This is a genomic window from Neobacillus niacini (assembly GCF_030817595.1).
Classification (GTDB): Bacteria; Bacillota; Bacilli; order Bacillales; family Cytobacillaceae; genus Neobacillus; species Neobacillus niacini_G.
Genome location: NZ_JAUSZN010000001.1, coordinates 186,157 through 207,933, shown reverse-complemented (window position 1 = coordinate 207,933; position 21,777 = coordinate 186,157). Strand labels below are relative to the sequence as shown.

The window sequence follows — 21,777 nt, the reverse complement described above, 5'->3', positions numbered from 1 at the left end:
ACGTTTAAAAAATGTAGAAGGTTTTCTGAGTTTTTCATCACCATTTCCAAAGCAGGTTGTAAGACCGATGATCTATATCTCAGTAGTGTCTCCCACTTTTTAATATACAAAATTCAACATTGAGAGCGTGCAATCCCACCTCTTGCACTCGGTTAAGTATATTATATCTTTATTTTCGAACGAGTTAATGCCCCGTGATTCAGATTCGGACAAACGTATCATTCTAATCTAATTTTATAAGACAAGTGATTTGATCATGATAAAGTCTATTTGTTCTTCATCCCCCACATAAAAGGAGTGACTACCAGCTTGCACGAATCCTAACTTCTTGTAAAAAGCAATTGCGTTCTCGTTTTTCTCCCAGACACCAAGCCAGATTTTACTTTTTTCCTGTTCCTCCGCTATTTCTATCGCCTTATTAATAAGATATTTACCAAGCCCGAGTTTTTGAAATTTCGCCCTTATATAAATCCTCTCGATTTCAAGTGAATCCTCGCCCATATTTTCAGACTGAGCATCCTGGGTATTCACCTTTAAATATCCAGCGACTTCATTTTTTAAATAAACAAAAAAGAATTGTGAAGAGATAGTCGATAATTCTTTTTCTAATTGTTTAAGGTTAAATGCCCTCTCCAAATAAGTGTTCATATTTTCAGGTGAATTCTGATCCTTAAATGTTTCAATAAATGTTTCATAACTAATTTCTTGAAGCATGGATAGGTCTTCAATGGTACACGGTTTTATATTTATATTCATAAAAATTAGCTCTCCTTTATCTAATCAATAATTTCTCTTATTTCCCTTTTTTACAAATTCCCAGTCTTTTTCTATATTTTTTCTTACTCTTTGAAGAAGGTTGAAAATAGTGTCTACTTCTTCTTCGGTAAATCCCTCTAATGCTACGGAATTGGAATAATCATTTTCAGATTTTATAAAAGGGTAAACATTTTTCCCTTTCTCTGTTGGAAAGAGTTTTTTAATTTTTTTGTTATGTTGATCGTCTTTCTTTTCTATAAAGCCGTTCAACTCAAGTTTTTGTATAGCACGTGCTGCTGTTGTTCGGTCTACCTTAATTAATTCAGCTACCTTTTCTTGAATAATTCCAGGGTTTTCACATATTCGGACAAGGTACAAATACTGCCCCTTAGTAAGCTCAAATTCTTTAAATTCAATATTACTGATAGAATCTAATGCTCTAGCGATCATTCCAATTTCGCGTAAGATTTCCTTCATATTTTCTCCTTAGCTGAATTTTTTGTTGCAATTACAACATATTTATTATAAATTTAATTTAACCTAATATCGCTGTAAATACAACAAAAAAATTTAAAGGGGATGAGAATAATGAAGGCAAAAAGGATAACCATTGAAGAAGATTTAAATAAGGCATTTCACATAAGAAAAGCGGTATTTGTTGAGGAACAAGGCGTTCCCTTAGAGGATGAATTTGACGAATTAGACAATTTGAATGGTCAATGTGAACATATCTTGGTCTATTACGAAGAAAAACCTGTCGGAACAGGACGGGTACGATGGGTTGATGAGTTTGGAAAATTAGAGAGAATTTGTATTCTAGACACTTACCGGAAATTGGGTCTTGGTAAAGTCATTATTACAGCATTAGAGGAAATTGCACAGGAAAGAGGAGCAAAGAAGGTCAAATTACACGGTCAAACACAGGCAGAGGGCTTTTATAAAAAACTAGGTTATCAAACTTCATCAAGTGTATTTATAGAGGATGGAATTCCCCATTATTTGATGACAAAAGAATTATTAAGCCGGTAATCAACTACTTATTTAAAGTCCATCCTGCTGTTAATACTATTTCTTAACAGCCTGTAATGTTAGTTACTTTACTAACATTACGGGCTGTTTTTAATGAGGGTTGTTCATGGGACGATTTTGGTTGATTTTGCCCTTTCTGCTGTCCGGTGTATCCACCCTCCTAAAGGCCGTTTTAGAGCTAGTGCCAAAAGGAAGCTAATGCCAACAAAAATGAGCAAATAAAGCGTGTCTCTTATCACGACCGCCTTAATCATTCCGCCAACCGTTTCACGCAGTATACTGACAGCATAGGTGAACGGCATGAACGGGTGCAATGCTTGAAAAAAGGCAGGTGTCAAGCTAACCGGAAAGGTTGCACCTGAACTAGAAATTTGTAATACCAACAAAATGATGGATAGCCCCTTTCCAATATTGCCAAACACCGAACAAAGCGTATAAATAATAATGGTAAATACAATGCTGATAAAAATACTAAATAGTACAAACCATAGTTTGTCCGCGACATACGCATGTATTATATACAAATCTCCTATTGATACGATCACCGCTTGGAGAATGCCGATTGTCAAAAACGTTAATAGTCTTCCAAAATAAATTTGGTAGTGTTTAAATTGACTTTCCACATCTTCTACATCGACTCGCAGTGAAGACACTAGAAGTGTGCCGCCTACCCAAAGTGCCAGCATCGTATAAAACGGCGTCATCGCTGATCCGTAATTTGGAATTGGAAAAATCCGCTCGGTTTTTAACAGAATCGGTTTTGCTAAAAAACTGCTTTCCTTATTTGGATCATGCTTTAAGTATTCAATCAAATCGTAAATATTGACACCGCCTTTAAACTGTCTAAGTCGATCTGCTGCATTCCTTACTTTTTCTTCGAATCCCGGCAGATCATTTCTGGCAAAGTCAGCTGCCTTGTGGATCGCTTGTTCTGCTGCTGGAAGCTTGGTACGAATAAGGTCTGCGGCTTCACGTATATCGGACTCCACTTTAGGCAGGTCGTTCCGTACAAAATCAGCTGCCTTATGGATTTTTTGTTCAACCGTGGGGAATACATCTTTAACGAAATCGGCTGCTGTATTAATCCCACCCGTTACCTGATCTACCTTTTGCTGTAAATCCGTCCGGGTATTTTTAATGATTCCGTGGATGTTCATTAATTCATTGTATAATGAAGCTAACTGTTCTGAATTGGTTGTTGTACCTGATTGATTCGCCTCATTGACACTATCCATTGCTTGTTTTATTTGTGTTTCGATTTCGGTGATATTAGTCACAACGTCATTGATAATGGCGGTGGTTCTAGAGATATCATTGAGCCTTTCCTGCATAACTAACACTTGTTCCCCCGCATCCTTGACTAGCGGCAGGCTAGCCTCGACTTTTAGGATGCTCCGTCCCACCTGGTCAAGTTCCGGAATCCTCTGTTCCAAGGCAATAATTTGTTGTCCTTTCTCATGAATTTCAGGGAGTTTTCCTTCTAATTCTATCGCTTTACGCCCCATTTCTTCAATTTGCGGCAGTGCCTTTTCAAGCTCAAAGATTTGGTTTTCTACAGAAAAAATCGACGGTAAATCCTTTTCAAGCTCCACTCCTGCTTTATAAAATGCTGAGAAAATCGCGTCTCCTACTGTTTTGATAAAAGCTTCACTAATCTGGGCGGTTACACCTGTGGCACCGGTGGCAGCAATTTTAGGAGCTACGGCATTAATTTTTTCATTTACACCAAAAACAATTTGCGGCTTTTTTGGATTCGCTTCTAAAATACTTGTAATTTTCTTTGAGAAATCCTTTGGAATAATAAGATAAGCATAATAATCCCCATGTTTTACGCCACGAATGGCCTCTTTCTGGTCGACAAAAACCCAGCCAAGCTTTTTATTCTTTTTTAGATTTTTTATCGTTTCTTCACCAACATTAATCTTCTGCTTGGTTAAACGAACTACAGCGCCTTCATCTTCATTCGCAACGGCAACGATGATCCCTGAAGTGTTCCCATACGGATCCCACATCGACTTAATATTAAACCAAGCATACGCAGAAGGAAGAAGCATAAGTCCAACCACCAAATAAGGCTACGGTTGGAACACTGAAGATATTTTTCCAATCGGTAATATAGATACTCCATATTTTCCTCATTTTTCAAAACACACCCATTTCACAACATACTATTTCTATTGTTGGAAAAAATGGTGTTTTTATCCCAAATCAAAATTGCAACGTGCATGTTAATTTTGGGGGTGAGGTTGTTTGTGATAGCGAATTAATTAACTATTTTTTGTATAGCTTTGTTAAATATCATTGTTGATTATTAGTACAACGGTATAAAAGGTCGATGAAAGACAAATCAAAAGAGTTCCCAGTGAGATTAGTCCTTCATAAGCGTGATGAAAGACAAATCAGGAGAGTTCCCAGTGAGATTAGTCCTTCATAAGCATGATGAAAGACAAATCAGAAGATTCCTCATTGAGATTAGTCCTTCATCAGGTCTTCGTGAGAAAAATCAACATCTGTCTTTAACAAAGCCTTAGCAACAAAAAAACACTCACAACTATTGATAAATCAATAATTGTGAGTGTCTTCATCCTTTTTCTAAAGATACTGTTGGTCCTGCGAACAACTTCCCTTTACCAATCAAGCTCTTTTCTTTAAGCGTCCTACAAGAGGTATTACCATTATACCAGCAATCGCAACCTGCATGATGTTTCCAGGGATGGAGCCGAATGGCTGTATCCAGTTGCCATAAAGGAGCACTTCTGTAAAATAATAGCCAACCACTTTAATAATGAGTGCAGTAGCAACGGCTAGCGTGTTAACAAACATCCTTTTCCCCAAGCTTCCCCCTGTTTTAATATTAGTAATAATTACTTACAAATTAAAATCATTAATTTTATTTAATTAAAAATTATAAGTATAATCAATATAATGAAGATTTTAAAACCTTTGAATATTTCCAATACAGGAGGAAAGAAGCATGTAATTGAAACAATTTTTTGATTTAACAGGAAAGACAGCAATAGTACCTCGAGGCGGCAGCGGGACGTCAAATGGTAATTGCACTTGCAAAAGCTGGAGCTACCGTTGTAGTAGGTTCACGTCGTTTAGAAGTGACTTGCAAATAGATTGGGCGGGGAAGGTACTAAGACTCCTTCTAGGAGATTGGGCAGAGATATTGATGTAGCTGGAGCTGTCATTTACCTTGCTTCAGAATCCTCTGATTATTGTAATGGAAATATATTAAGTATTGATGGCGGACTTGGGGCTAAGTAATCGCTGAACAACACGCAGTTCACATTTTCCTATTAATGTATCGAGTAAAAAAATGTGATTACAAGAGTACTGAAACCTAAGTAATCCTTATCATCAATAGCTACTAATAATCTTTTATATTCCTCAACTGTTAAAGCCTCAGCAACATCAATAAACCCCCCGAATAATGATCCGGTCGGTTTTATGTATCCATGTTAAACTTTTATCAAATAAACTCTTACGATTTCCGTTCTTAACATTAATTACTAAAAGACACTCAATATGCACTTTTTGCTAGTATAAATTAGATGATTGCACTTTAATGCTTCGTAATAATTATTTACATGGATTTGTAAGTCCCATACTAAAACTCACTAGGTTGCTTTAAATGTATACGGTTTATTTTTATCAAGAAATCAGATAATATATCTGACAATCAGAATTTGTTTTTTTGAAAAAACCTTGGTAAATATGCTTTGTGTGCCTCTAGCATTTCGTCTACAATCGCTATAGCCACTTTATCGTTTGCAACAAGCGGATTGATCGTCAATGCAACGATTGCTTTTTCACGACTTCCTTCTACCGCAGCCTCAATTGCCATCTGCTCAAAGGATTTAATCGTTTGTATCAATCCTCGAACTGGAACTGGCAATTCTCCCATCAATAATGGAACAGGACCATCCTTCGTAATGACACAACTAACTTCAACAGCACCGTTATATGGTAAGCCTGAAATTGCCCCCTTGTTCATTGTATTCAATGGTTGAATATCTCGCGTATCATTGTAAATCGATGAGATCAAACGACAAGCCGCATCGGAGTAGTAGGCGCCACCACGTTTTTCTAACTCAGGAGGTTTTACATCTAGCGTTTCATCCTTATATTTTTCAAATAGAGATGCTTCAATCCGTTGTACGACTTCTGCACGCGTTTCATTAGACTCGAATTCTTTCAATTCTCTTGCCAGCATTTCAGATGTTTTGTAATAGTAATGATGGTATGAGCATGGGATGACATTGATACCCTTTAGGAATTCAGGTGCCCATTCCTCCGCGTCAATATTTTTTACAAAACTTGCATTGGCAGGATCCATGATCATTTCAAGAACTTTATCTATTACACTTACTCCATCTAGATAAACTTCTAATCCAAAAACCATATGATTAAGACCTGCAAAATCAATACGAATACGAGAGTGATCCACGTTTAAAAGTTTTGCAATACCCATTTCCATTCCAATCGGTATATTACAAAGGCCAATAAATTTCTTAATATTTGAATATCTAAATGCCGCCTCTGTCACTATACCTGCAGGGTTTGTAAAGTTAAGTACCCACGCATTTGGACAAAGCTCTTCAACTTCCTTACAAATATCCAAAATAACGGGAATCGTACGGAGCGCTTTAAACAAGCCACCTGCACCATTTGTTTCTTGCCCGATTACACCATGTTTTAATGGAATTCTTTCATCAAGTGCACGTGCAGCCAATTGCCCAACACGAAGCTGTGTCGTAACGAAATCAGCATCTTTCAAAGCCTCACGGCGATCATACGAAAGGTGAATCTCAATTGGAACCCCAGCTTTTTTAACCATACGCTTTGATAGCGCACCAACTGTTTCTAATTTTTTGCGACCTGCTTCGATATCAACAAGCCAAAGTTCTGTAACTGGTATTTTTTCATAACGCTTAATAATGCCTTCAACTAGTTCCGGCGTATAACTAGAGCCCCCACCAATTGTCACAACTTTAAATTTCTTTGACATTACTTAAGGCCCCTTTCATACAAGTCAACGAACTCTTTTGCCAAGTCTTTTACGGTCATCGCATTCATCAGGTGATCTTGGGCATGAATCATTAAAAGTGAAATTTCTGTTGGATTCCCACCAATCTCAGATTGAATTAGCGATGTTTGAATATGATGTGCATTATTTAAAGAATCACTTGCTTCTTTTAATTTCTCGCGTGCTAAATCCATATTCTGTTCTTTTGCGGCATGAATGGCTTCCATTGCTGCACTTCGACCATTTCCACCATGTAAAATCAATGTAAAAATTTCTGCTTCATGTTTTACCATAAAACTGACCTCCTTCCTCTTTCAAGAGAAATTTTGAAACTCTTAAGCTTATGGCCACAAATTTTCTATGTTAAAAAACCCTTTGGGTATTCTTGTATTCTATAAAATTTTCAAACTTAAAGTTTTTTATATTATAATGTTTTTTCATGTCCTTCATAATGCCTTTTGAATTCAAAGTCATTTGCTTTCAAAAGGCATTATACAAGAAGAGACACTTCTTTCGATTTGTATACTACTTATATTCTATTAGTTTTATTGCTTGCTCGAGAATAGCTGCACCATCACACAAGCCATAGCTCATCATATCAATAACTTCAACTGGAATATTTGTCTCCCCACAGATGTTTTTCATTTCGTTCAAAAGAAAACGTACTTGTGGTCCTAACAATAACACATCCGCCTCTTCGATTTCTGAGCGAACAACAGATTCGGAAACTGCCCAAATATGTGCTGAAATTCCTTTTGACGCAGCAGCTTTTTCCATTTTTGTAACAATTAGGCTTGTAGACATGCCGGCAGCACAACAAAGTAAAATATTCATTATTTTTTCCCCTTCTATTCTAAGCTAGTAACGTCGTTCTTATTGACTACGAGTAATCGAGCTAATCGATCGTGTGCAGCTAATGAGTTTGGATTAGCAAATATGCTTATAACGGATATCAAAAATGGGATGCCTTGAAAAAGAAACATCGATAAAAATTTAAAGAAACTTCTAACAATCACTAATAATCCATAAGCAAGCTTACCTTTTTTGTTATTGATGTGTGTTAGTTTCAATCGAAAGATCATCTTCCCAATTGTAGAACCTCTTAATATTAAGGTTGTTAAGACATCATAACAAAACCAGATAAAAAGCGATTGGAGAAAGGCTTCATTAAAAAGAGCCATAACCTGTACAGTAGCTTCTTGACTAGCTGCTTCACTCATTGTTTTTTGAATTTCAATCATCTTTGTTAAGACTACAGGAAAGTTTGCAAATCCTGTTATTCTATAAACAATTGAAAGTAGGATTGAGACAATCACCGCATCTATTGCAAAAGCAGCTATTCTTTTTAATCGAATCTGAGTGAATATTTTCTTTTTCATGTCCATAGTAAGTATTCGCTAAAAATTAAGATTTCCTTTGGAATCTATAATATTATTAGCTTTCTCCATTTCTAAGTTTTTCTTATCCCACATCTTAATGAATGGGAACCAAATTGCAGAGGCAACTGCAAAAGCAACTAATTGCATGACTACACCCATAATTTTACCGCCAGTCATAAGATAACCACTGATGAAATATGGTGTTGTCCACGGAATAATCGTACCCGTCGTTTGTGGGAAAATTCCCATTGACGTACCAAAATAAGTAACTGTTAATACTGCCACTGGTGCAAGCATGAAAGGAATCATTAAGAATGGGTTTAAGACAACCGGAACTCCAAACATAATTGGTTCGTTGACATTAAAAATGGAAGGTCCAATCGCCAAACGTCCAACTTTCTTAAGAAGGTTTGATTTTGCTAAAAACATCATATAGATAGCAACTGGTAAAGTAGCACCTGATCCACCCATCCAGATACCATTCTCATAGAATGTATACGTAATGATATGTGGCAGTGTCTTTGCACCCTCTTTTACTGCTGCTAAGTTTGCATCAGCATTTGTAATCCAAATAGGTTCCATAACAGAAGTGATGATGGATGAACCATGGATTCCAAAACTCCATAAGAGATGTTCCATTAAACTTGCGATAAGCGTACCAATGTAGGTTGAACCTAAAATCGTAAATGGTTGTGTAACAACGACCTGTATAAAAGTTGCGAAAGTTTCCCAACTAGTTTCCGCAAATATAAATCTGACAAATAAGAAGAAAATAATAATAACGAAACCAGGAATAAGGGCTGTAAAAGAACGTGAAACGGTTGGTGGTACAGTATCGGGTAATGTGATGATCATCTTCTTTTGTAAGAAGAAACGATAAATTTCAGCGGTAATTATGGCAACAATTAATCCAACAAATAAATACTGTGCACTAAAAATATCAGGTGACCAGGCTGATACGCTTTCTTCATCAACCTTGAAAGTGCTCATAATGTTAACAATTAAATATCCTGCTAATGCTAAAACACCAGCTGGAACACCATCTATATTCTTTCCATCGACTTTATAACTGCCTGCTAGCGAGTATGCTACACCAAAGACTGCAATTAAAGCGATGATACCCATTGTACCGTTATAAACGATGTCTCCAAAAGCATTCCAATTGTCCCCAAAAGTTTTTGCCATGAAGTTTTGATACCATTCTGCTTCTAACCAAGCTACGATAATGAAAAATGAACCAATTATCATAAGAGGCATTGCAAACATAATACCGTCACGTAAGGCAAGCAAATGTCTTTGATTACCTATTTTCGAAGCGATTGGTAAAAATTTCTCTTCAAAAAAATTACTTTTCATTGAATTATCACTCCTAAAAGGATTAGGATCTTGGTAAATCAGAAATTCCCTTTATACCAAGATCCTTTTAAAATAATTTATTTAATTTAATTATGGAATAATATTAATGAGCTTTGGCAACTAGTATAGTTACGCGGCTACTGTTTACATTAATATTATTTATGATGCGATTTCTTAGAAACAGGTCTTACAAAAGTCATCACGTGGCTATCGTTTTCAAATCTAGGCTCTCCATCAATTGTCATTGCAGAGTATACAACAGTAGCAATGATGAAAGCTTGCTTATCTGTTTTATACGTAATTTCTCCAGTTTCACTATCAACAGTTACATCGTCTGGTGAAGATGATTCGTAACTAACTTCTACAAATTTGTTTCCATCTGTATTTAAATTTGAATCAGCCATTGCATTTTTCAACCATGTTGGATAGGCAAAAGAATTCTTGTCAAGCACAGTAGGAGCAATTGGCTTTGCTGATTGCTGAGGATCAACAACATTGATTGTGTATGTTATTTTAGCAGGCGTTCTAAAGAATCCATCAATAACATACGCCGTAACGGTAGCTGTTCCCGGTTTTAAACCTGTTGCATAAGCACCATAGTACTCGCCATTAACACTTAAATCCGTTGGTCTTACGTTTCCTTCATCACCGTATGTTGCTATATTTCTTAGGTCAATAACTTGAAATACATCTGATTCAGCATTGATTTGTGTAGGTAATCCATTGATATATCCTGCTTGATCCCAAGCATTCGTAGCCCAAGATACATTCTTAATATATCCCGTTGTTTTAGCATCAAGCTTTACAGAGTCACCTACGTTAATTGTAAATGTATGTGTGTCTGCATTATATTTAGCATGAGGATTCATAGATGCTAGATTAGTTGGATATTCAAGGCTCTCTGTACCATTATTAATTGGTGCAGTAACTTCTGATCCTAAATCTTCTACATAAGCAGCATCTTCAGGGTTTTGAGTGATCCAGTAAGGCATTGAAATGACAGTTGAAGATTCCATTGTTAAACTGTTACCAGAGTCAATCGTTCTTCTATCCATCGTTCCAAAAATGTTTGTGTTGTACTTGGACATCATAACTTCATCACGAGGAATTAATTGGTCAACCATAAGATTTGGTGCTACGTGTGTTACGTCATTTCTGTTTGCTGATAATACGTCAAAGTTCATAAAATTGTTAGGTATACGTGTCATATACCAATCTAAACCTGCAAGGTCAACTTGTGCGTGTCCGATATCAATACCTTTAGCTTTCAATGCACCTAAAGAAGCCGTGTAGAAAGTTGTCATGAATGGGTTTTTCTCTCTCTTTTCGTTTGTCCACCATTGGTTCATGCCTTCTAAGATTTCGTCACCGTTAAACTTATCAGCATGGTGAGATAATGTGTAGTATGCTAGTGCTTCTTCTTCTTCATCAGAATAGTTCATGTATGATTCGTGAGTTACACCACTTACACCGATATCATCACCGTTATGAGCAGCAATACCAAAGTATCTTGCAAGATATTGTAATGTCATATCAAGCATCGATTTTGAGTTATATGTTTTTGGATATCTTACTTCAAAATCATTGTGTTCATTAGCTTTTTCTGACGCCTTTACGCCATTCATTACTTTGTATTCGTTTGCAAAATCAAGTGGTTCAATTACATCAATGCCTTGATCTTCAAGGATTGCTTTTTCTTCAGGAGTATACGTACCCAAATCTCTTGCAACAACAAGTGCTTGTAACTGTAATTGCGCATTTAATGGACCGTCTTCATAGTCTGCGTCTCTTCCCCATGCATCCTTATTACCATCAAGGTATTCAGGGTTCATATTTGCCCATCTAGTTAGAGCATTCGGACCGTTTAATCCATTTCCAGGAACAGAACCACTAGCAAAACGAGATTCAGCTGGGTTCTCACCATTAACAGTCAATTGGAAATAGTTGTTTAAAACTAGTGCATTTGTGTGGTTAATCATATCATTTTTGATAAGCGCTGCTAGTTCTGGATCATCTTCTTTGAATGCCTTATATGCTAGGTCTAATGTAAAATAATGACCTACTAATTCATCTGTTGATGTTGTTGCTTTGTAATAACTTTATTTGAGTCTAAATCCATTGAATCCGCATCAAAACCTTCGTTTTGGTTCGCAAATATTTCAGTTAAACGTGGAGGTACTGCAACTGTGTCATATGCTTTAAGATCAGTTTGAGTTCCATTTTTGAAAGATCCAGGGACATTATACCAAACTGTTTTTCCATTAATATCTTCAGCTTGTCCTGCCTTCTTTTGAATCCATGCATTATCCCATGTCCTAGCTTCTGGAATTGTAGCGCCATTGTTACTTGTGTCTACTTTGTACGTACGAGCAAAGAAACCAGCTGAAGCAGGATTTCCAGTGTCAGTCAATGTATATTTACCCTTTTCATCAACGAATACTGGCTTTCCTTCGTTAGCACTAAGCCATGCTTTTGCTTCAGCGATAGTTTTTACGTTTCCACCATAAGACTTAACCACGTACACATAGTCGTTTACATTGTATTGAGAAGTAACTTTTAATTGCGTACCAGATATATAACCAAGCGTTACGATTGATTCAACTGCACGAATAGCAGATGCTTTTGCATCTTTTGTTCTTTCATCATTTGGACCAAATGTATTTTTCATGTAGTTGTATCTCCAGATTTCACCAGAAGCATACATTGTCGTCCAAAGACCGTCATTGTCAGTATCATAGTTTCCTCTAGCAACATCTTTATCAGCTGTCATAAGTGCTTTAATCATGTCCTCTTGAGTAGTGAATCTCATATTACCAGATTGGAATCCGTATCTGTCTGTATAGTTTCTTGAAATTTCTGTTTGAAGTAATGCTTTACTTTGTAAGGACATTTGCTTTCTCACAATGTGAGTTGCGTTTCCTTTTTCACCAAGAATCCAAAGTCCATTATTACCATCAGGCATGATGTTGGTAATCACTTCTTTTGCGTTAAATGTTGCAGTATTACCAGCATTATTAGTACCAGAACCTGAAGATTCACCAGTTTGTGGAATATATCTCCCACCTTGCAAATATTGAATTTGATCAGCCGAAGATAAGTTAGGATCGTAAAGTGTAATTGCATCAGATACGATACCAGTAATTACTCCATGAGGTTTTTCAACACCAAGAATAATTTTATCGTTTGACTTGATTAAAGTATCTTTTGAAACCAACCATTTTACGCCATTTTCTCCATTTACATAGCCAACATAGCTTTTAGAAGGAAATTTAGTTCCTGCTGGAGCAGTAGGAATATTTGTTGTTTTCCAAGTGGATGTTAAAAGGGCAGCTGGTATCCTATCATCCCCAGCATTATAGTAGTAAACTAATTTTTCAAGATTAGTAGTAGCTTGTGCTTCTACTACAGTAACAGTAATCTCTACAGTTTTAGCAGCACCAGTTGTATCCACTCCAGTACCAGTGATTTTTGCCGTACCACCAGATACCCCTAAAATCTTTCCGCTAAAATCACCTTTTTCGTTGCCAACCATATCAACATAGGCAACATATGGATCAGAAGTTGTCCATTTTACGGGCTTTGTTGTATCTAGACCGGTAGGTTTTGCATGAGTGATTTGTGTAGTATTCATATAAATGCTTGTGCCAGTTGAAACAGGAGCTACAGTAAAAGATTGAGCTGATTTAGTAGGAGCAGCATTAACATCTACACTACCAAAATTACCAGCAATCATTGAAGCAGCTAAAAGTGCAGCCGTAACAGGTTTACCAAAATGCCATTTACTTCTTTTCATTTACCTTCCTCCTAAGTAATCCTTTTTTGATTGTAAAATTACCTTCTAAACCCTTCATTCCCTGTCTGCTTTCAACTCCCTTCATATAATTTGCGGGAATTTGTTAGTCTAGCAAAATAATATTTTAGAAATCTCGTACTGAAAATCATTGAAGTTATTTGACTTCAGAATTCTCTGCTTCGCTTCGGGATGATCCATTAAATGTAAAACTAATCGACTTAACTCCTTATGTAAAAACAAGTCTCCAGCACGTAGATTAATTAAAAAAAGTATTTGAACTACTTTTCCATCATAAGTGGGTGGATTCTTAAATATCACAACACTTATTGAATCTTGAATCGCAACCATTTTTAATGCATGTGGCACTGCTAACCCATTTTGAAGAATCGTCGATATTTTTTCTTCTCGTTCGACAACCAAATCAGGATATTCAGGTGTTGCAAAACCCAATTCAACAACTCTTTTCGCTTTTTCTTTAATGTAAGCTTTGTAGTCAAAAGACTCTCTAGTATATTCTATATAAAACATTTCTGAATGAAACAGAGATAAGAGAGTTGGTGCATTAACTCTACTCGCTGGATACCTAGTAAGCGTACGACGAATTCTCTGGATATCCGTCTCAGTTAATATTGGTGCTACTTGAATATACGGAATTGAAATATTATCAAAACGAATCGGATGGGATGAAACCAATAAATCATATTCTTCTAGATGAACCGATTGAAGTTCACTGTATAGAACGACATTAATGGTTGCACCTTGGAAAAGTGTTTCGAGTTTCATTTTAAGTAGATCAGCCGATCCAGCTCCTGATCCGTACGATAATAGAATTTTTTTATAAGAACTTAATTGTTTTTGTTTCTCCCTTTCCATATGGGCTGCAAAATGCATGGTAATGTATCCCATTTCATCACTAGAAAGTTCGAATCCCCATATTTCCTTTATCATTTCAGAAAATTTTAAAGCAATCATAAAGACATCTGAATATCTACTGTATACATCATCTATCAATGGATTTGTAAGCTTTAAATTGAAATATATTCTTCTTAACAAAGGATACATATGCATCATAAGCATATCCAAAAGTTGCTGATCACCTGTAAACTGTGTTAAGAAAGTTTGATCTAATTTTTCGAAACACCGCTTTAGTTTTTGTTTCAAATCATTTTCTTCTTGTTCTTCAATATCATCTACACTAGATTTACCACTTATATGTGCAGCCAGATAGATCATTTCACTCTCTGGTAGTACAACATGATATAGTTCAGAAAGAACTTCACATATTCTCTCGGCTATATTCATATAAGATGGCTTAATCAAGGAAACATCTAACTTCTTTTCTTGATTAGGCAATATAAAATTGTGTTGGGTTACTCGAAAAGAGAGTATTTGAATATGCCCTAAAATGTTCTCAAGTGCAAAATAACTTAATTTCAAATGATTGTTTTGTACTTCTTCACTCAAAACAGTTCTAATTTCTTCAATTGGAAACGCTTTCTCAAAATTTTGATAAATAGATTTTTTTAACAGTCCTGTTTCTTTTTGACTTAAGAAATAGGAAAACGCCCTTCTAAAATTTGTTTCGTCACCTAGTAAACGAACACCGTAACGTGATTTTGTTTCTACTTTTAAATCAAAAAACCTAACTTGTTTTTCTACTTCAACCATGTCGCTAAGAACTGTCGATCTGCTTATCATTAGGCTATCAGCAAACATATCAATGGTTTGAAACTCAGTCGTTTGAAGCAGAAGCATAATAATATTGCTTACACGAACACGAGGTAAGTCAGGGGCTAAAGCTCCCTTAATTTCCTTCAAATACGATTGAACCTTTTCTTGATTTACTACATGAAGTAAATATCCTTCACCACGTTTTTTCTGAATAACAAATCCAGATTTTTCTCCAATAACGTTTAATTCTTTCAATTCATTTCGTAATGTCCGATTTGAAATTGCGAATTCTGATTCAAGTTCATGTGATGTAAGTGATTTGCCTTTTTGATACAAATATTCCAAAATTAGATCTCTTCGCATACATAACCTCATCACTCTCTAGATACTATCTAGCTTATTTTTAGTGTACTTCTCACAAAATAGATTTAACAGATTGATTTTTTCCAACGTATTTAGCAAAATGTAATATTGTATGTGAGTTTGTCTTTACTTCAATTTTTCGATAATTATATTTCCATATTGTAATATAGTATTTTCGCATGGTAAATTGGGGGAATTTTATGTTATACACTATGAAAAATGGGGGTTTTTTGGGTTAAAAATAATAAAATTACCCCTTTTGTTTATAAATTGGGGGGGTACGCAAGTAAAACTTGGGGGAATTGGAATGAATCAAGAATATTGGTCACAAAAAAAAACGGTCCCACGACCTGGGAACGCTTCTCTCATAAAGCTCATATTCACTTTTCTAGTTACTTATCAGATCTAAATTAAACACCATAATACTTCGCAAAAAGTTCTTTATTCCATTCATCTCCGCCATCAATATTAGAGCTCTTAAACACGGGGGGTTTTAGTCCAGCCTGATGGTATTTTTTTGCTAATAAAATAGAAATAGTTTGAGCAACAAAAGCTCCCGCCATAGTTGAAGTTGCTCCCATACCTGTTTTTGCTTCTTCTACATAAAAGTGAGCATCCCCTGGTCCAGTACAACTATCAATAACTACATCACTAAAGTCACAAAGGTATTTTCCGCTACTGTGTCTTGATTTTGAGCCTGCAGGATGATTCGGATTTGTAAAAGCAATGACTTTTGTACCACATTCCTGTGCCATCTTTGCAAGTTCAACAGTCATTCCATTTCTTCCTGAATTGGAAGCAATGACAAGTACATCCTTTAAGTTAATTTTGTATAAATCAAAGATAACTTTTGCATAGGTTTCTATGCGTTCGATCACAGTACTTTTTAAAGGATGATCGTGTAAAAAAAACTCATTCGGCAAAATAGGCGAAACCTGTGCAAATCCACCCGCTCTTACGTAAAATTCTTCTGCAAACATATGGGAGTGACCTGAACCTGTAACAAGAAAGCGACCTCCATTTTGGAGTGCTTCAAAAATGCATGTGGCTGCTTCATCCATTTTTTCAATTTGTGTCGTATACAGTTTTTCGAGATTTGCTGTCACATATTGATAATATTTCTCCATTATCACTATTCCTTCTTTTATTGATTTTAGTCACCATCTCATAGGTTTTGAGAGTTTCTAATCTATCTATTACCAGCCGTATTTATTTTCGCTCCATTTTTTTATAATTAGATCTTGTTTCACGAAAACAAGACTATTTTTTTCGATATCTTTATCGATGATTGCACCAGCTCCGAGAACACTATAAGCACCTATTTTACAACCAGGCATAATAATCGTATTTACGCCTGTTCTGCAATAGTCGCCAAGATAAGCAGCATTTGAAAAATGTAACGGTACCTCTTTTCGTCCATTCACAACGTGCTCCGTTTCTCCATCATCAAAGCGTAATGTTCCGCAAACGGTTGCTGCTCCGATATCCGTATGACTGCCAATTGCACCATAAAACTCGCCATAGTGATAAAGATATACCTTATCCATCACCATTCCACCAAGGAACTCTGCACAATGGTCGAATATACAATTCGATCCTATTGATACTCCATCGTAAATGATGCAGTAATTACTTATTTTTGTATGATCACCAATCACAGCATTGCCATTAAAAATGGCTCCATTATCAATGATTGTATTGTCACCAACAACCAGGTTACCGTGAATGACCACTCGATCACCAATTGTGGAATTCTTGCCCAGTTTCACATAGCCATGAATGGTTGCATTTGCTGAAATCGTCGCACCTTCTGCCAGTTGGTTCTCTTGTAGTGCATTACAAAAATGATCCACCATAATTTGGTTCGCTTCTAACATATGCCAAGGCTTGTCAATATCAAAGAAGTATCCACGGCATTCGATAGCCTTCAATTTTACTTTATCAAGCGATTTCAGAAGTCCAGCTTCAATATATCTCTCTTTCGGAACACTTACACCTACTTTTACATCTGGAAAATAATCTGGAGTGCTTTTCACATAATCTAAAATTGTATCGTCAAAATGAAATCCTGCAAATTGATGGGTAATGCTGTTCCCACGATAGTGGGCGCCAATCGACTGAACGAACCCATTCTCGATACTCGCACCAATCCAGTTCCTTGAGGATTCCTCCAACTTCTTCAACAACACAGCAGGTTTTATAGAATTTACTAAGCTCTCTAAATCCTTTTCTTCAACGATGGTATCCCCATAGAGAACAATAAAGTCCTTCGTATCAGAGAGTTTCTCAGCTCCTTTTACCAGACTTTCTGCGCTTCCTAAATTTGTTTGATCAGTTACAAATTTAACATTTTCAATATCTGATAATAGATTTTCTATTTCTCTTTGATGTTCTTCATTAACCACAACAACAACTTCTTTTATTCCCATTGCCACAATGGATTCAATGTTATAGCGGATTAATGACTTCCCAGCAATTTTTATTGTTGTTTTGGAGCGAACCGCATTGAAAGGAAACATTTTACTGCCTTTGCCTGCCGCAAGAATAATGGCGCTTTTGACCATTTCTTCACCTCCTGTTTCATTCACGTTTTATAACCTTGTTTTGACCAGATCTATTTACAGTCTAGTATCATTTATCTACTATATAAATTTTACTTATATTCTACTAATCGAAATTTATTTCTGCCTGCTAAAAGATAAGGCAATAAATCTTTTGAAAAAGGATGAACAAATCCAATCACATTGTGCTCAATTGATTGTCCTAAATCTTTCAATGAGATTTGTACTTCCCCTTCATATTGCGCACTTCTATTATTTAAAACAGAGATTGTATACTTTCCTCTTGGTGCACAAAAGCAAGGTGGCACTTCCATTCCTCTCGTATCAGTCGCCCGAATTAGATTGGCAGGCTGATCAACTCTTGAAAGTAGGATGGACTCTTGAATTTTCATTTTTGTATTTTGAGGAACAAACTGATTAAAAATAACTGGAATCTCTATATAATCTTGTTGGTAACATCTTGCCATTTTGGTAAGCTCGGAAAGATCCGCAAACGAGTCACCAATTAGCACATCATCAAAACCATTTGCAAATAACTCTAACATTGCAATATGACAAGGCAAAAAGCGGTGTTTTTCAATCGTACAAACCCCATGACCTAAGTGGTGTAAATCTTTAGGCGAAAGTTGCGATGCAACAAACCCACCGACCGGTACACCGAAAGAGGCAAACAAGTCGTTAATGGGACGAATGTCCTCAAGAGACAATGCTGTATCTGGCAGCGGGAAAAAATTGTGACAAGCAGTGAGTTGACCAATATTTCCTTCTTTTTCTATCGTTTCTAAAAATCTACGACACTCTCGTATTGCATTTCCATTCTGATTATCAGTAGAAGACATCGAAGCATTTACTTCTATTTGTATCCCTTGCTGATTTTTTGAAAGAAGTGCAATTTCTTCGCTCGTAAAACCTCCATCAATGCGGAGTTTAGTGATGCCCATTTTTTGTAATGCTGTAAGGTCGGTCAATGTACAACCCAACTCGTTGAAAACTTCATCATTCATATCAGCTGATACATTCATACCAAGTTCTTTACAGTAACTCAGTAGGTTATTCCAAGTGTTCGCATTTACATCCTCGGCACCTTCAAAACCATGATTATTTAAAATCAGTGAAACAAATACTTTTTTAAAACCAAACGAATGTGCCTTTTGCAAATATTCTTTGATTTGATCTAAAGGATAAAAGTTGGGATAGACACTAATTCCTATTTCACGCATTTTACGTCACATTCCTTACTATTCATAATTTGTATTTACTTATACCCTCGCACCAATAATGATGGCACCGAATACTGGATCATAAAGTGGAACAGATATCTCTACTTGTGGTAAAACCACACGTAACTTCTCTTTTAACGTACCGAAATAATCTGTTGATTTCGTCAACAAACTGCCTGCAACTGAGAGACTGAATTTTTCTGACCCCATTTGTCGACTGATTCCAACGACTAAACGAACTAATTTCTCTAGTTCTGCTTCAACAATCGTACGAGCAGCTTCGTCTCCTTTTCCCCATGCTTCTAGAATAATTGGCGTACATGAAGCTACCTTGTCAACAGGCAGCGTATCTTCCAAATATAATAAATCTATAAATTCTTCTGGAGAAGTCAACTGAAAATGAGCAAGCAGCTTTTCTGTAAATGATGTAGGTGCAATCACCTTGTCATACTCTTGCATTCATCACTTATCAATCCACCCCATCCACCAGAGCGAACGATTTTTCCTTTTGAGTCAATTCCTACAACAATGGAACCTGTTCCAGCAATCATCAAAGCATCTTTTCGATCTCCATTGCCACCAACAAGGGCAATTTCTGCATCATTCACTACTTCTAGTTGGCAAGCGAATCCGCTTTCTTTTAATGCAGTCAGATAGATTTCAACATCCTTCGGTCTATCAACACCTGCAGAACCTAATACGAGAATCGCATTTTGCAGTAGCTCTTGAAAACAAGAGAATAAAGCTTCATAAATTTCGCGTAATACTGGTCTAAGACCTTCTACTCCGATGTTATTATAATTTGACATCCCAAAATTTTGGTCAAATAGTATTTCTCCTTCTAGTCGTTCTTTGACCATGACTCTCGTTTTCGTTCCTCCGCCGTCCATTCCTATAATCAATCTATTACTCATTATCTGTTCAGTCATCCTTTCATTAATCATTTATTTCTTCCTAAAAAAGCACAATCCTCGCATTGATTTTATGGTTATAGTCAGATTTTTGCAAAATAAGTGAAAAAGGTAGTACATCAAAAAAGTAATCTATGTTGTTCATCGAATAAGCCAAGATGCTACTCTAGTTTATTTAAGTATACTTATCACCCAATACATTAAACAGTTGGATTTTTTCCAACATTTTTAGCAATATATTATATACCTTCTAGATTTAAGGGATACCATGGGAAATTAGATGACTTTATCGAGAATCTTTGAAAAATAGGAAGAACCATTGGTGTTCTATTGCAGATAATTGCCAGAGCCCTTCAAACAGGACCTGAAAAACACACCAGCAACCCCTTTATGTTCCAAGGGGTTGCCGTGTGTTTGTAAATACGTATTTACGTTGCTTTCTTAACAGCGACAGGTAAACTTTATTTATGTATTTTAAAACACATTATGAAAGTCTAACTATAGTGTATTTATTCTAATAATTAATGAATTCCAAGATAATCAATTTGCAATTGAAAGTGAATCTGGTATTCTTCCATAGTATGGAAAGTTAAACCTTCTGACTGTTGAACGAAGAAGAGTTAGCGGATATATTAGAAGTAATTTACGGTATAGCACACGCCTTTAACTTAGATATGGACAAAGTATTAAAGGTAAAAGCTGATAAGTTAGAAAAACGAGGCGGATTTAATGAACGCATTATTTTAGAAAAGGTAATTGAGTAATTTTTCTCTATTTAGAAGAGTCTTTTAAAAAGGCATAGTGATGAAACGTAAAGACTCATGTTATAAGTTGGGGAAACGCAGTCAGTCATGGGTGAAAGTGATTAAGTTCCAAAATGAATAGGTACTGATTACAGGGTTAAGAAAAAGACGAATTTGGGCTGCTTCACAGCTCCAGATGACCACCAGCTAGACTAATGGAATTTATGTGACCTCCTGAAAGGACAGAACTTTACATGCAACATTAAGTTGTATCAAAGAATAATAAACAAAAAATGGGAGAGTATGATGACTCAGGATAACAAAAAAATAGAATTGCTTTTCAAATCGTTGCCTCTTTTATTAAAGGATATGGAGGAAAAAAGTTGGATTATTGATTCATTTCCATTTAGATACAAAGAAGAACAGTATATTGTAATATTAACTCGATACAGAGAAAATGAGAGTAAACCAAGTAATTATGCTAAAGCTAAAGTAGAATTTGTACGAAGGAACAATACAAATAATTCAATTATGGGTTATATTGATTTCTTCAAAGTTCGTTTCTATAGTGTAAAAGATTTTTGTGACTTTTTTGGTGTAGAGAGAGGAAATGCGAATAGAGATTTATTCGAAGATTTTTCACAAATTTTTTCTAATTTTATTCCAAAAGAAAAAATTATAGATAAAAGTGAAATAGAAAACAAGTTAATTGGTAGTCGCGCAGAGGGAAATAATCCTAATGCAATATACTGCTATGATGTACGTCGAAATGGAAGGAATAAAGATGGTTCACCAAATAAACGTAGTATTGAGAATAGTAATAAAGCACAATCGCTACGTCGTAAACTATATGAACGATCATACATTTCACGTGTAGGGTTTTCCTGGTGCAGCAATTTGTAGGATTTCATGGCATCAGATGAATTGGTAAACTTTTTTACCGTTGCAACATCTTCCAAAATT

19 protein-coding genes and 1 pseudogene are annotated in these 21,777 nt (G+C 35.9%); 3 read left to right on the top strand and 17 right to left on the bottom strand.

The window, feature by feature from the left end; translation table 11 throughout:
• Positions 1-234: 234 nt before the first annotated feature.
• Positions 235-756 carry a GNAT family N-acetyltransferase gene (locus tag QFZ31_RS01170; protein ID WP_307300170.1) on the bottom strand — a complete coding sequence of 174 codons (522 nt, stop codon included), beginning with the start codon at positions 754-756 and terminating at the stop codon, positions 235-237.
• A gap of 24 nt (positions 757-780) precedes the next feature.
• Positions 781-1,233 carry a MarR family winged helix-turn-helix transcriptional regulator gene (locus tag QFZ31_RS01165; RefSeq protein WP_307300168.1) on the bottom strand — a complete coding sequence of 151 codons (453 nt, stop codon included), beginning with the start codon at positions 1,231-1,233 and terminating at the stop codon, positions 781-783.
• Between the two features lie 111 nt (positions 1,234-1,344).
• On the opposite strand from QFZ31_RS01165, the gene QFZ31_RS01160 reads away from it, so the two are divergent.
• Complete coding sequence (locus QFZ31_RS01160) at positions 1,345-1,785, top strand: GNAT family N-acetyltransferase (protein WP_307300165.1); 441 nt, start codon at positions 1,345-1,347, stop codon at positions 1,783-1,785.
• 104 nt (positions 1,786-1,889) lie between these two features.
• Here the strand turns inward: QFZ31_RS01160 and QFZ31_RS01155 are convergent, their stop codons facing one another.
• Both QFZ31_RS01155 and QFZ31_RS01150 read right to left on the bottom strand, forming a co-directional pair.
• Entirely contained in the window at positions 1,890-3,839 is a 1,950-nt protein-coding gene (locus tag QFZ31_RS01155; protein WP_307300163.1) for a YhgE/Pip domain-containing protein, read from the bottom strand.
• Positions 3,840-4,419: 580 nt separating this feature from the next.
• A pseudogene (locus QFZ31_RS01150) lies at positions 4,420-4,617 on the bottom strand (ECF transporter S component); the annotation flags it as partial.
• A gap of 291 nt (positions 4,618-4,908) precedes the next feature.
• Between QFZ31_RS01150 and QFZ31_RS01145 the strand changes: the two are divergent.
• Positions 4,909-5,055, top strand: coding sequence for an SDR family oxidoreductase (locus tag QFZ31_RS01145; protein WP_307300161.1), 147 nt, complete (start codon positions 4,909-4,911; stop codon positions 5,053-5,055).
• A gap of 415 nt (positions 5,056-5,470) precedes the next feature.
• Here the strand turns inward: QFZ31_RS01145 and QFZ31_RS01140 are convergent, their stop codons facing one another.
• The 13 genes from QFZ31_RS01140 to QFZ31_RS01080 form a co-directional block, all read right to left on the bottom strand.
• Positions 5,471-6,799: a 6-phospho-beta-glucosidase gene (locus QFZ31_RS01140; protein WP_307300157.1), complete on the bottom strand. Its 1,329-nt coding sequence runs from the start codon at positions 6,797-6,799 to the stop codon at positions 5,471-5,473.
• Entirely contained in the window at positions 6,799-7,110 is a 312-nt protein-coding gene (locus tag QFZ31_RS01135; RefSeq protein WP_307300155.1) for a PTS lactose/cellobiose transporter subunit IIA, read from the bottom strand. Before QFZ31_RS01135 ends, QFZ31_RS01140 begins: the two co-directional genes overlap by 1 nt.
• A gap of 232 nt (positions 7,111-7,342) precedes the next feature.
• Complete coding sequence (locus tag QFZ31_RS01130) at positions 7,343-7,651, bottom strand: PTS sugar transporter subunit IIB (protein WP_307300153.1); 309 nt, start codon at positions 7,649-7,651, stop codon at positions 7,343-7,345.
• 14 nt (positions 7,652-7,665) lie between these two features.
• Positions 7,666-8,202, bottom strand: a complete 537-nt coding sequence (locus tag QFZ31_RS01125; RefSeq protein WP_307300151.1) for an RDD family protein — start codon at positions 8,200-8,202, stop codon at positions 7,666-7,668.
• Positions 8,203-8,214: 12 nt separating this feature from the next.
• Entirely contained in the window at positions 8,215-9,552 is a 1,338-nt protein-coding gene (gene celB, locus QFZ31_RS01120; RefSeq protein WP_307300149.1) for a PTS cellobiose transporter subunit IIC, read from the bottom strand.
• A 155-nt stretch (positions 9,553-9,707) separates the two neighbouring features.
• Positions 9,708-11,531 carry a hypothetical protein gene (locus QFZ31_RS01115; RefSeq protein WP_307300147.1) on the bottom strand — a complete coding sequence of 608 codons (1,824 nt, stop codon included), beginning with the start codon at positions 11,529-11,531 and terminating at the stop codon, positions 9,708-9,710.
• An 83-nt stretch (positions 11,532-11,614) separates the two neighbouring features.
• Positions 11,615-13,345, bottom strand: a complete 1,731-nt coding sequence (locus QFZ31_RS01110; protein WP_307300144.1) for a hypothetical protein — start codon at positions 13,343-13,345, stop codon at positions 11,615-11,617.
• A 108-nt stretch (positions 13,346-13,453) separates the two neighbouring features.
• Positions 13,454-15,379, bottom strand: a complete 1,926-nt coding sequence (locus tag QFZ31_RS01105; RefSeq protein WP_307300143.1) for a BglG family transcription antiterminator — start codon at positions 15,377-15,379, stop codon at positions 13,454-13,456.
• Between the two features lie 410 nt (positions 15,380-15,789).
• Positions 15,790-16,506 (bottom strand): SIS domain-containing protein, encoded by a 717-nt coding sequence (locus tag QFZ31_RS01100; RefSeq protein ID WP_307300139.1) that lies wholly within the window; start codon positions 16,504-16,506, stop codon positions 15,790-15,792.
• A 69-nt stretch (positions 16,507-16,575) separates the two neighbouring features.
• Complete coding sequence (locus tag QFZ31_RS01095) at positions 16,576-17,943, bottom strand: NDP-sugar synthase (protein WP_307300137.1); 1,368 nt, start codon at positions 17,941-17,943, stop codon at positions 16,576-16,578.
• Positions 17,944-18,032: 89 nt separating this feature from the next.
• Positions 18,033-19,160 carry a MupG family TIM beta-alpha barrel fold protein gene (locus tag QFZ31_RS01090; protein WP_307300136.1) on the bottom strand — a complete coding sequence of 376 codons (1,128 nt, stop codon included), beginning with the start codon at positions 19,158-19,160 and terminating at the stop codon, positions 18,033-18,035.
• Between the two features lie 39 nt (positions 19,161-19,199).
• Positions 19,200-19,601, bottom strand: a complete 402-nt coding sequence (locus QFZ31_RS01085) for a hypothetical protein (RefSeq protein ID WP_307300132.1) — start codon at positions 19,599-19,601, stop codon at positions 19,200-19,202.
• Complete coding sequence (locus QFZ31_RS01080) at positions 19,598-20,104, bottom strand: N-acetylglucosamine kinase (RefSeq protein WP_307300130.1); 507 nt, start codon at positions 20,102-20,104, stop codon at positions 19,598-19,600. Before QFZ31_RS01080 ends, QFZ31_RS01085 begins: the two co-directional genes overlap by 4 nt.
• A gap of 1,016 nt (positions 20,105-21,120) precedes the next feature.
• On the opposite strand from QFZ31_RS01080, the gene QFZ31_RS01075 reads away from it, so the two are divergent.
• The gene (locus tag QFZ31_RS01075; protein ID WP_307300128.1) at positions 21,121-21,717 is read left to right on the top strand and encodes a DUF6037 family protein; all 597 of its coding nucleotides are present in this window, start codon (positions 21,121-21,123) and stop codon (positions 21,715-21,717) included.
• Positions 21,718-21,777: the final 60 nt, after the last annotated feature.

Coding starts and splice junctions, on each gene's coding strand:
- QFZ31_RS01170 (WP_307300170.1), bottom strand. CDS start 756: ATGAATATAAATATAAAACCGTGTACCATTGAAGACCTATCCATGCTT.
- QFZ31_RS01165 (WP_307300168.1), bottom strand. CDS start 1,233: ATGAAGGAAATCTTACGCGAAATTGGAATGATCGCTAGAGCATTAGAT.
- QFZ31_RS01160 (WP_307300165.1), top strand. CDS start 1,345: ATGAAGGCAAAAAGGATAACCATTGAAGAAGATTTAAATAAGGCATTT.
- QFZ31_RS01155 (WP_307300163.1), bottom strand. CDS start 3,839: ATGCTTCTTCCTTCTGCGTATGCTTGGTTTAATATTAAGTCGATGTGG.
- QFZ31_RS01140 (WP_307300157.1), bottom strand. CDS start 6,799: ATGTCAAAGAAATTTAAAGTTGTGACAATTGGTGGGGGCTCTAGTTAT.
- QFZ31_RS01135 (WP_307300155.1), bottom strand. CDS start 7,110: ATGGTAAAACATGAAGCAGAAATTTTTACATTGATTTTACATGGTGGA.
- QFZ31_RS01130 (WP_307300153.1), bottom strand. CDS start 7,651: ATGAATATTTTACTTTGTTGTGCTGCCGGCATGTCTACAAGCCTAATT.
- QFZ31_RS01125 (WP_307300151.1), bottom strand. CDS start 8,202: ATGGACATGAAAAAGAAAATATTCACTCAGATTCGATTAAAAAGAATA.
- celB (WP_307300149.1), bottom strand. CDS start 9,552: ATGAAAAGTAATTTTTTTGAAGAGAAATTTTTACCAATCGCTTCGAAA.
- QFZ31_RS01115 (WP_307300147.1), bottom strand. CDS start 11,531: ATGATTAACCACACAAATGCACTAGTTTTAAACAACTATTTCCAATTG.
- QFZ31_RS01110 (WP_307300144.1), bottom strand. CDS start 13,345: ATGAAAAGAAGTAAATGGCATTTTGGTAAACCTGTTACGGCTGCACTT.
- QFZ31_RS01105 (WP_307300143.1), bottom strand. CDS start 15,379: ATGCGAAGAGATCTAATTTTGGAATATTTGTATCAAAAAGGCAAATCA.
- QFZ31_RS01100 (WP_307300139.1), bottom strand. CDS start 16,506: ATGGAGAAATATTATCAATATGTGACAGCAAATCTCGAAAAACTGTAT.
- QFZ31_RS01095 (WP_307300137.1), bottom strand. CDS start 17,943: ATGGTCAAAAGCGCCATTATTCTTGCGGCAGGCAAAGGCAGTAAAATG.
- QFZ31_RS01090 (WP_307300136.1), bottom strand. CDS start 19,160: ATGCGTGAAATAGGAATTAGTGTCTATCCCAACTTTTATCCTTTAGAT.
- QFZ31_RS01080 (WP_307300130.1), bottom strand. CDS start 20,104: ATGATTAATGAAAGGATGACTGAACAGATAATGAGTAATAGATTGATT.
- QFZ31_RS01075 (WP_307300128.1), top strand. CDS start 21,121: ATGACTCAGGATAACAAAAAAATAGAATTGCTTTTCAAATCGTTGCCT.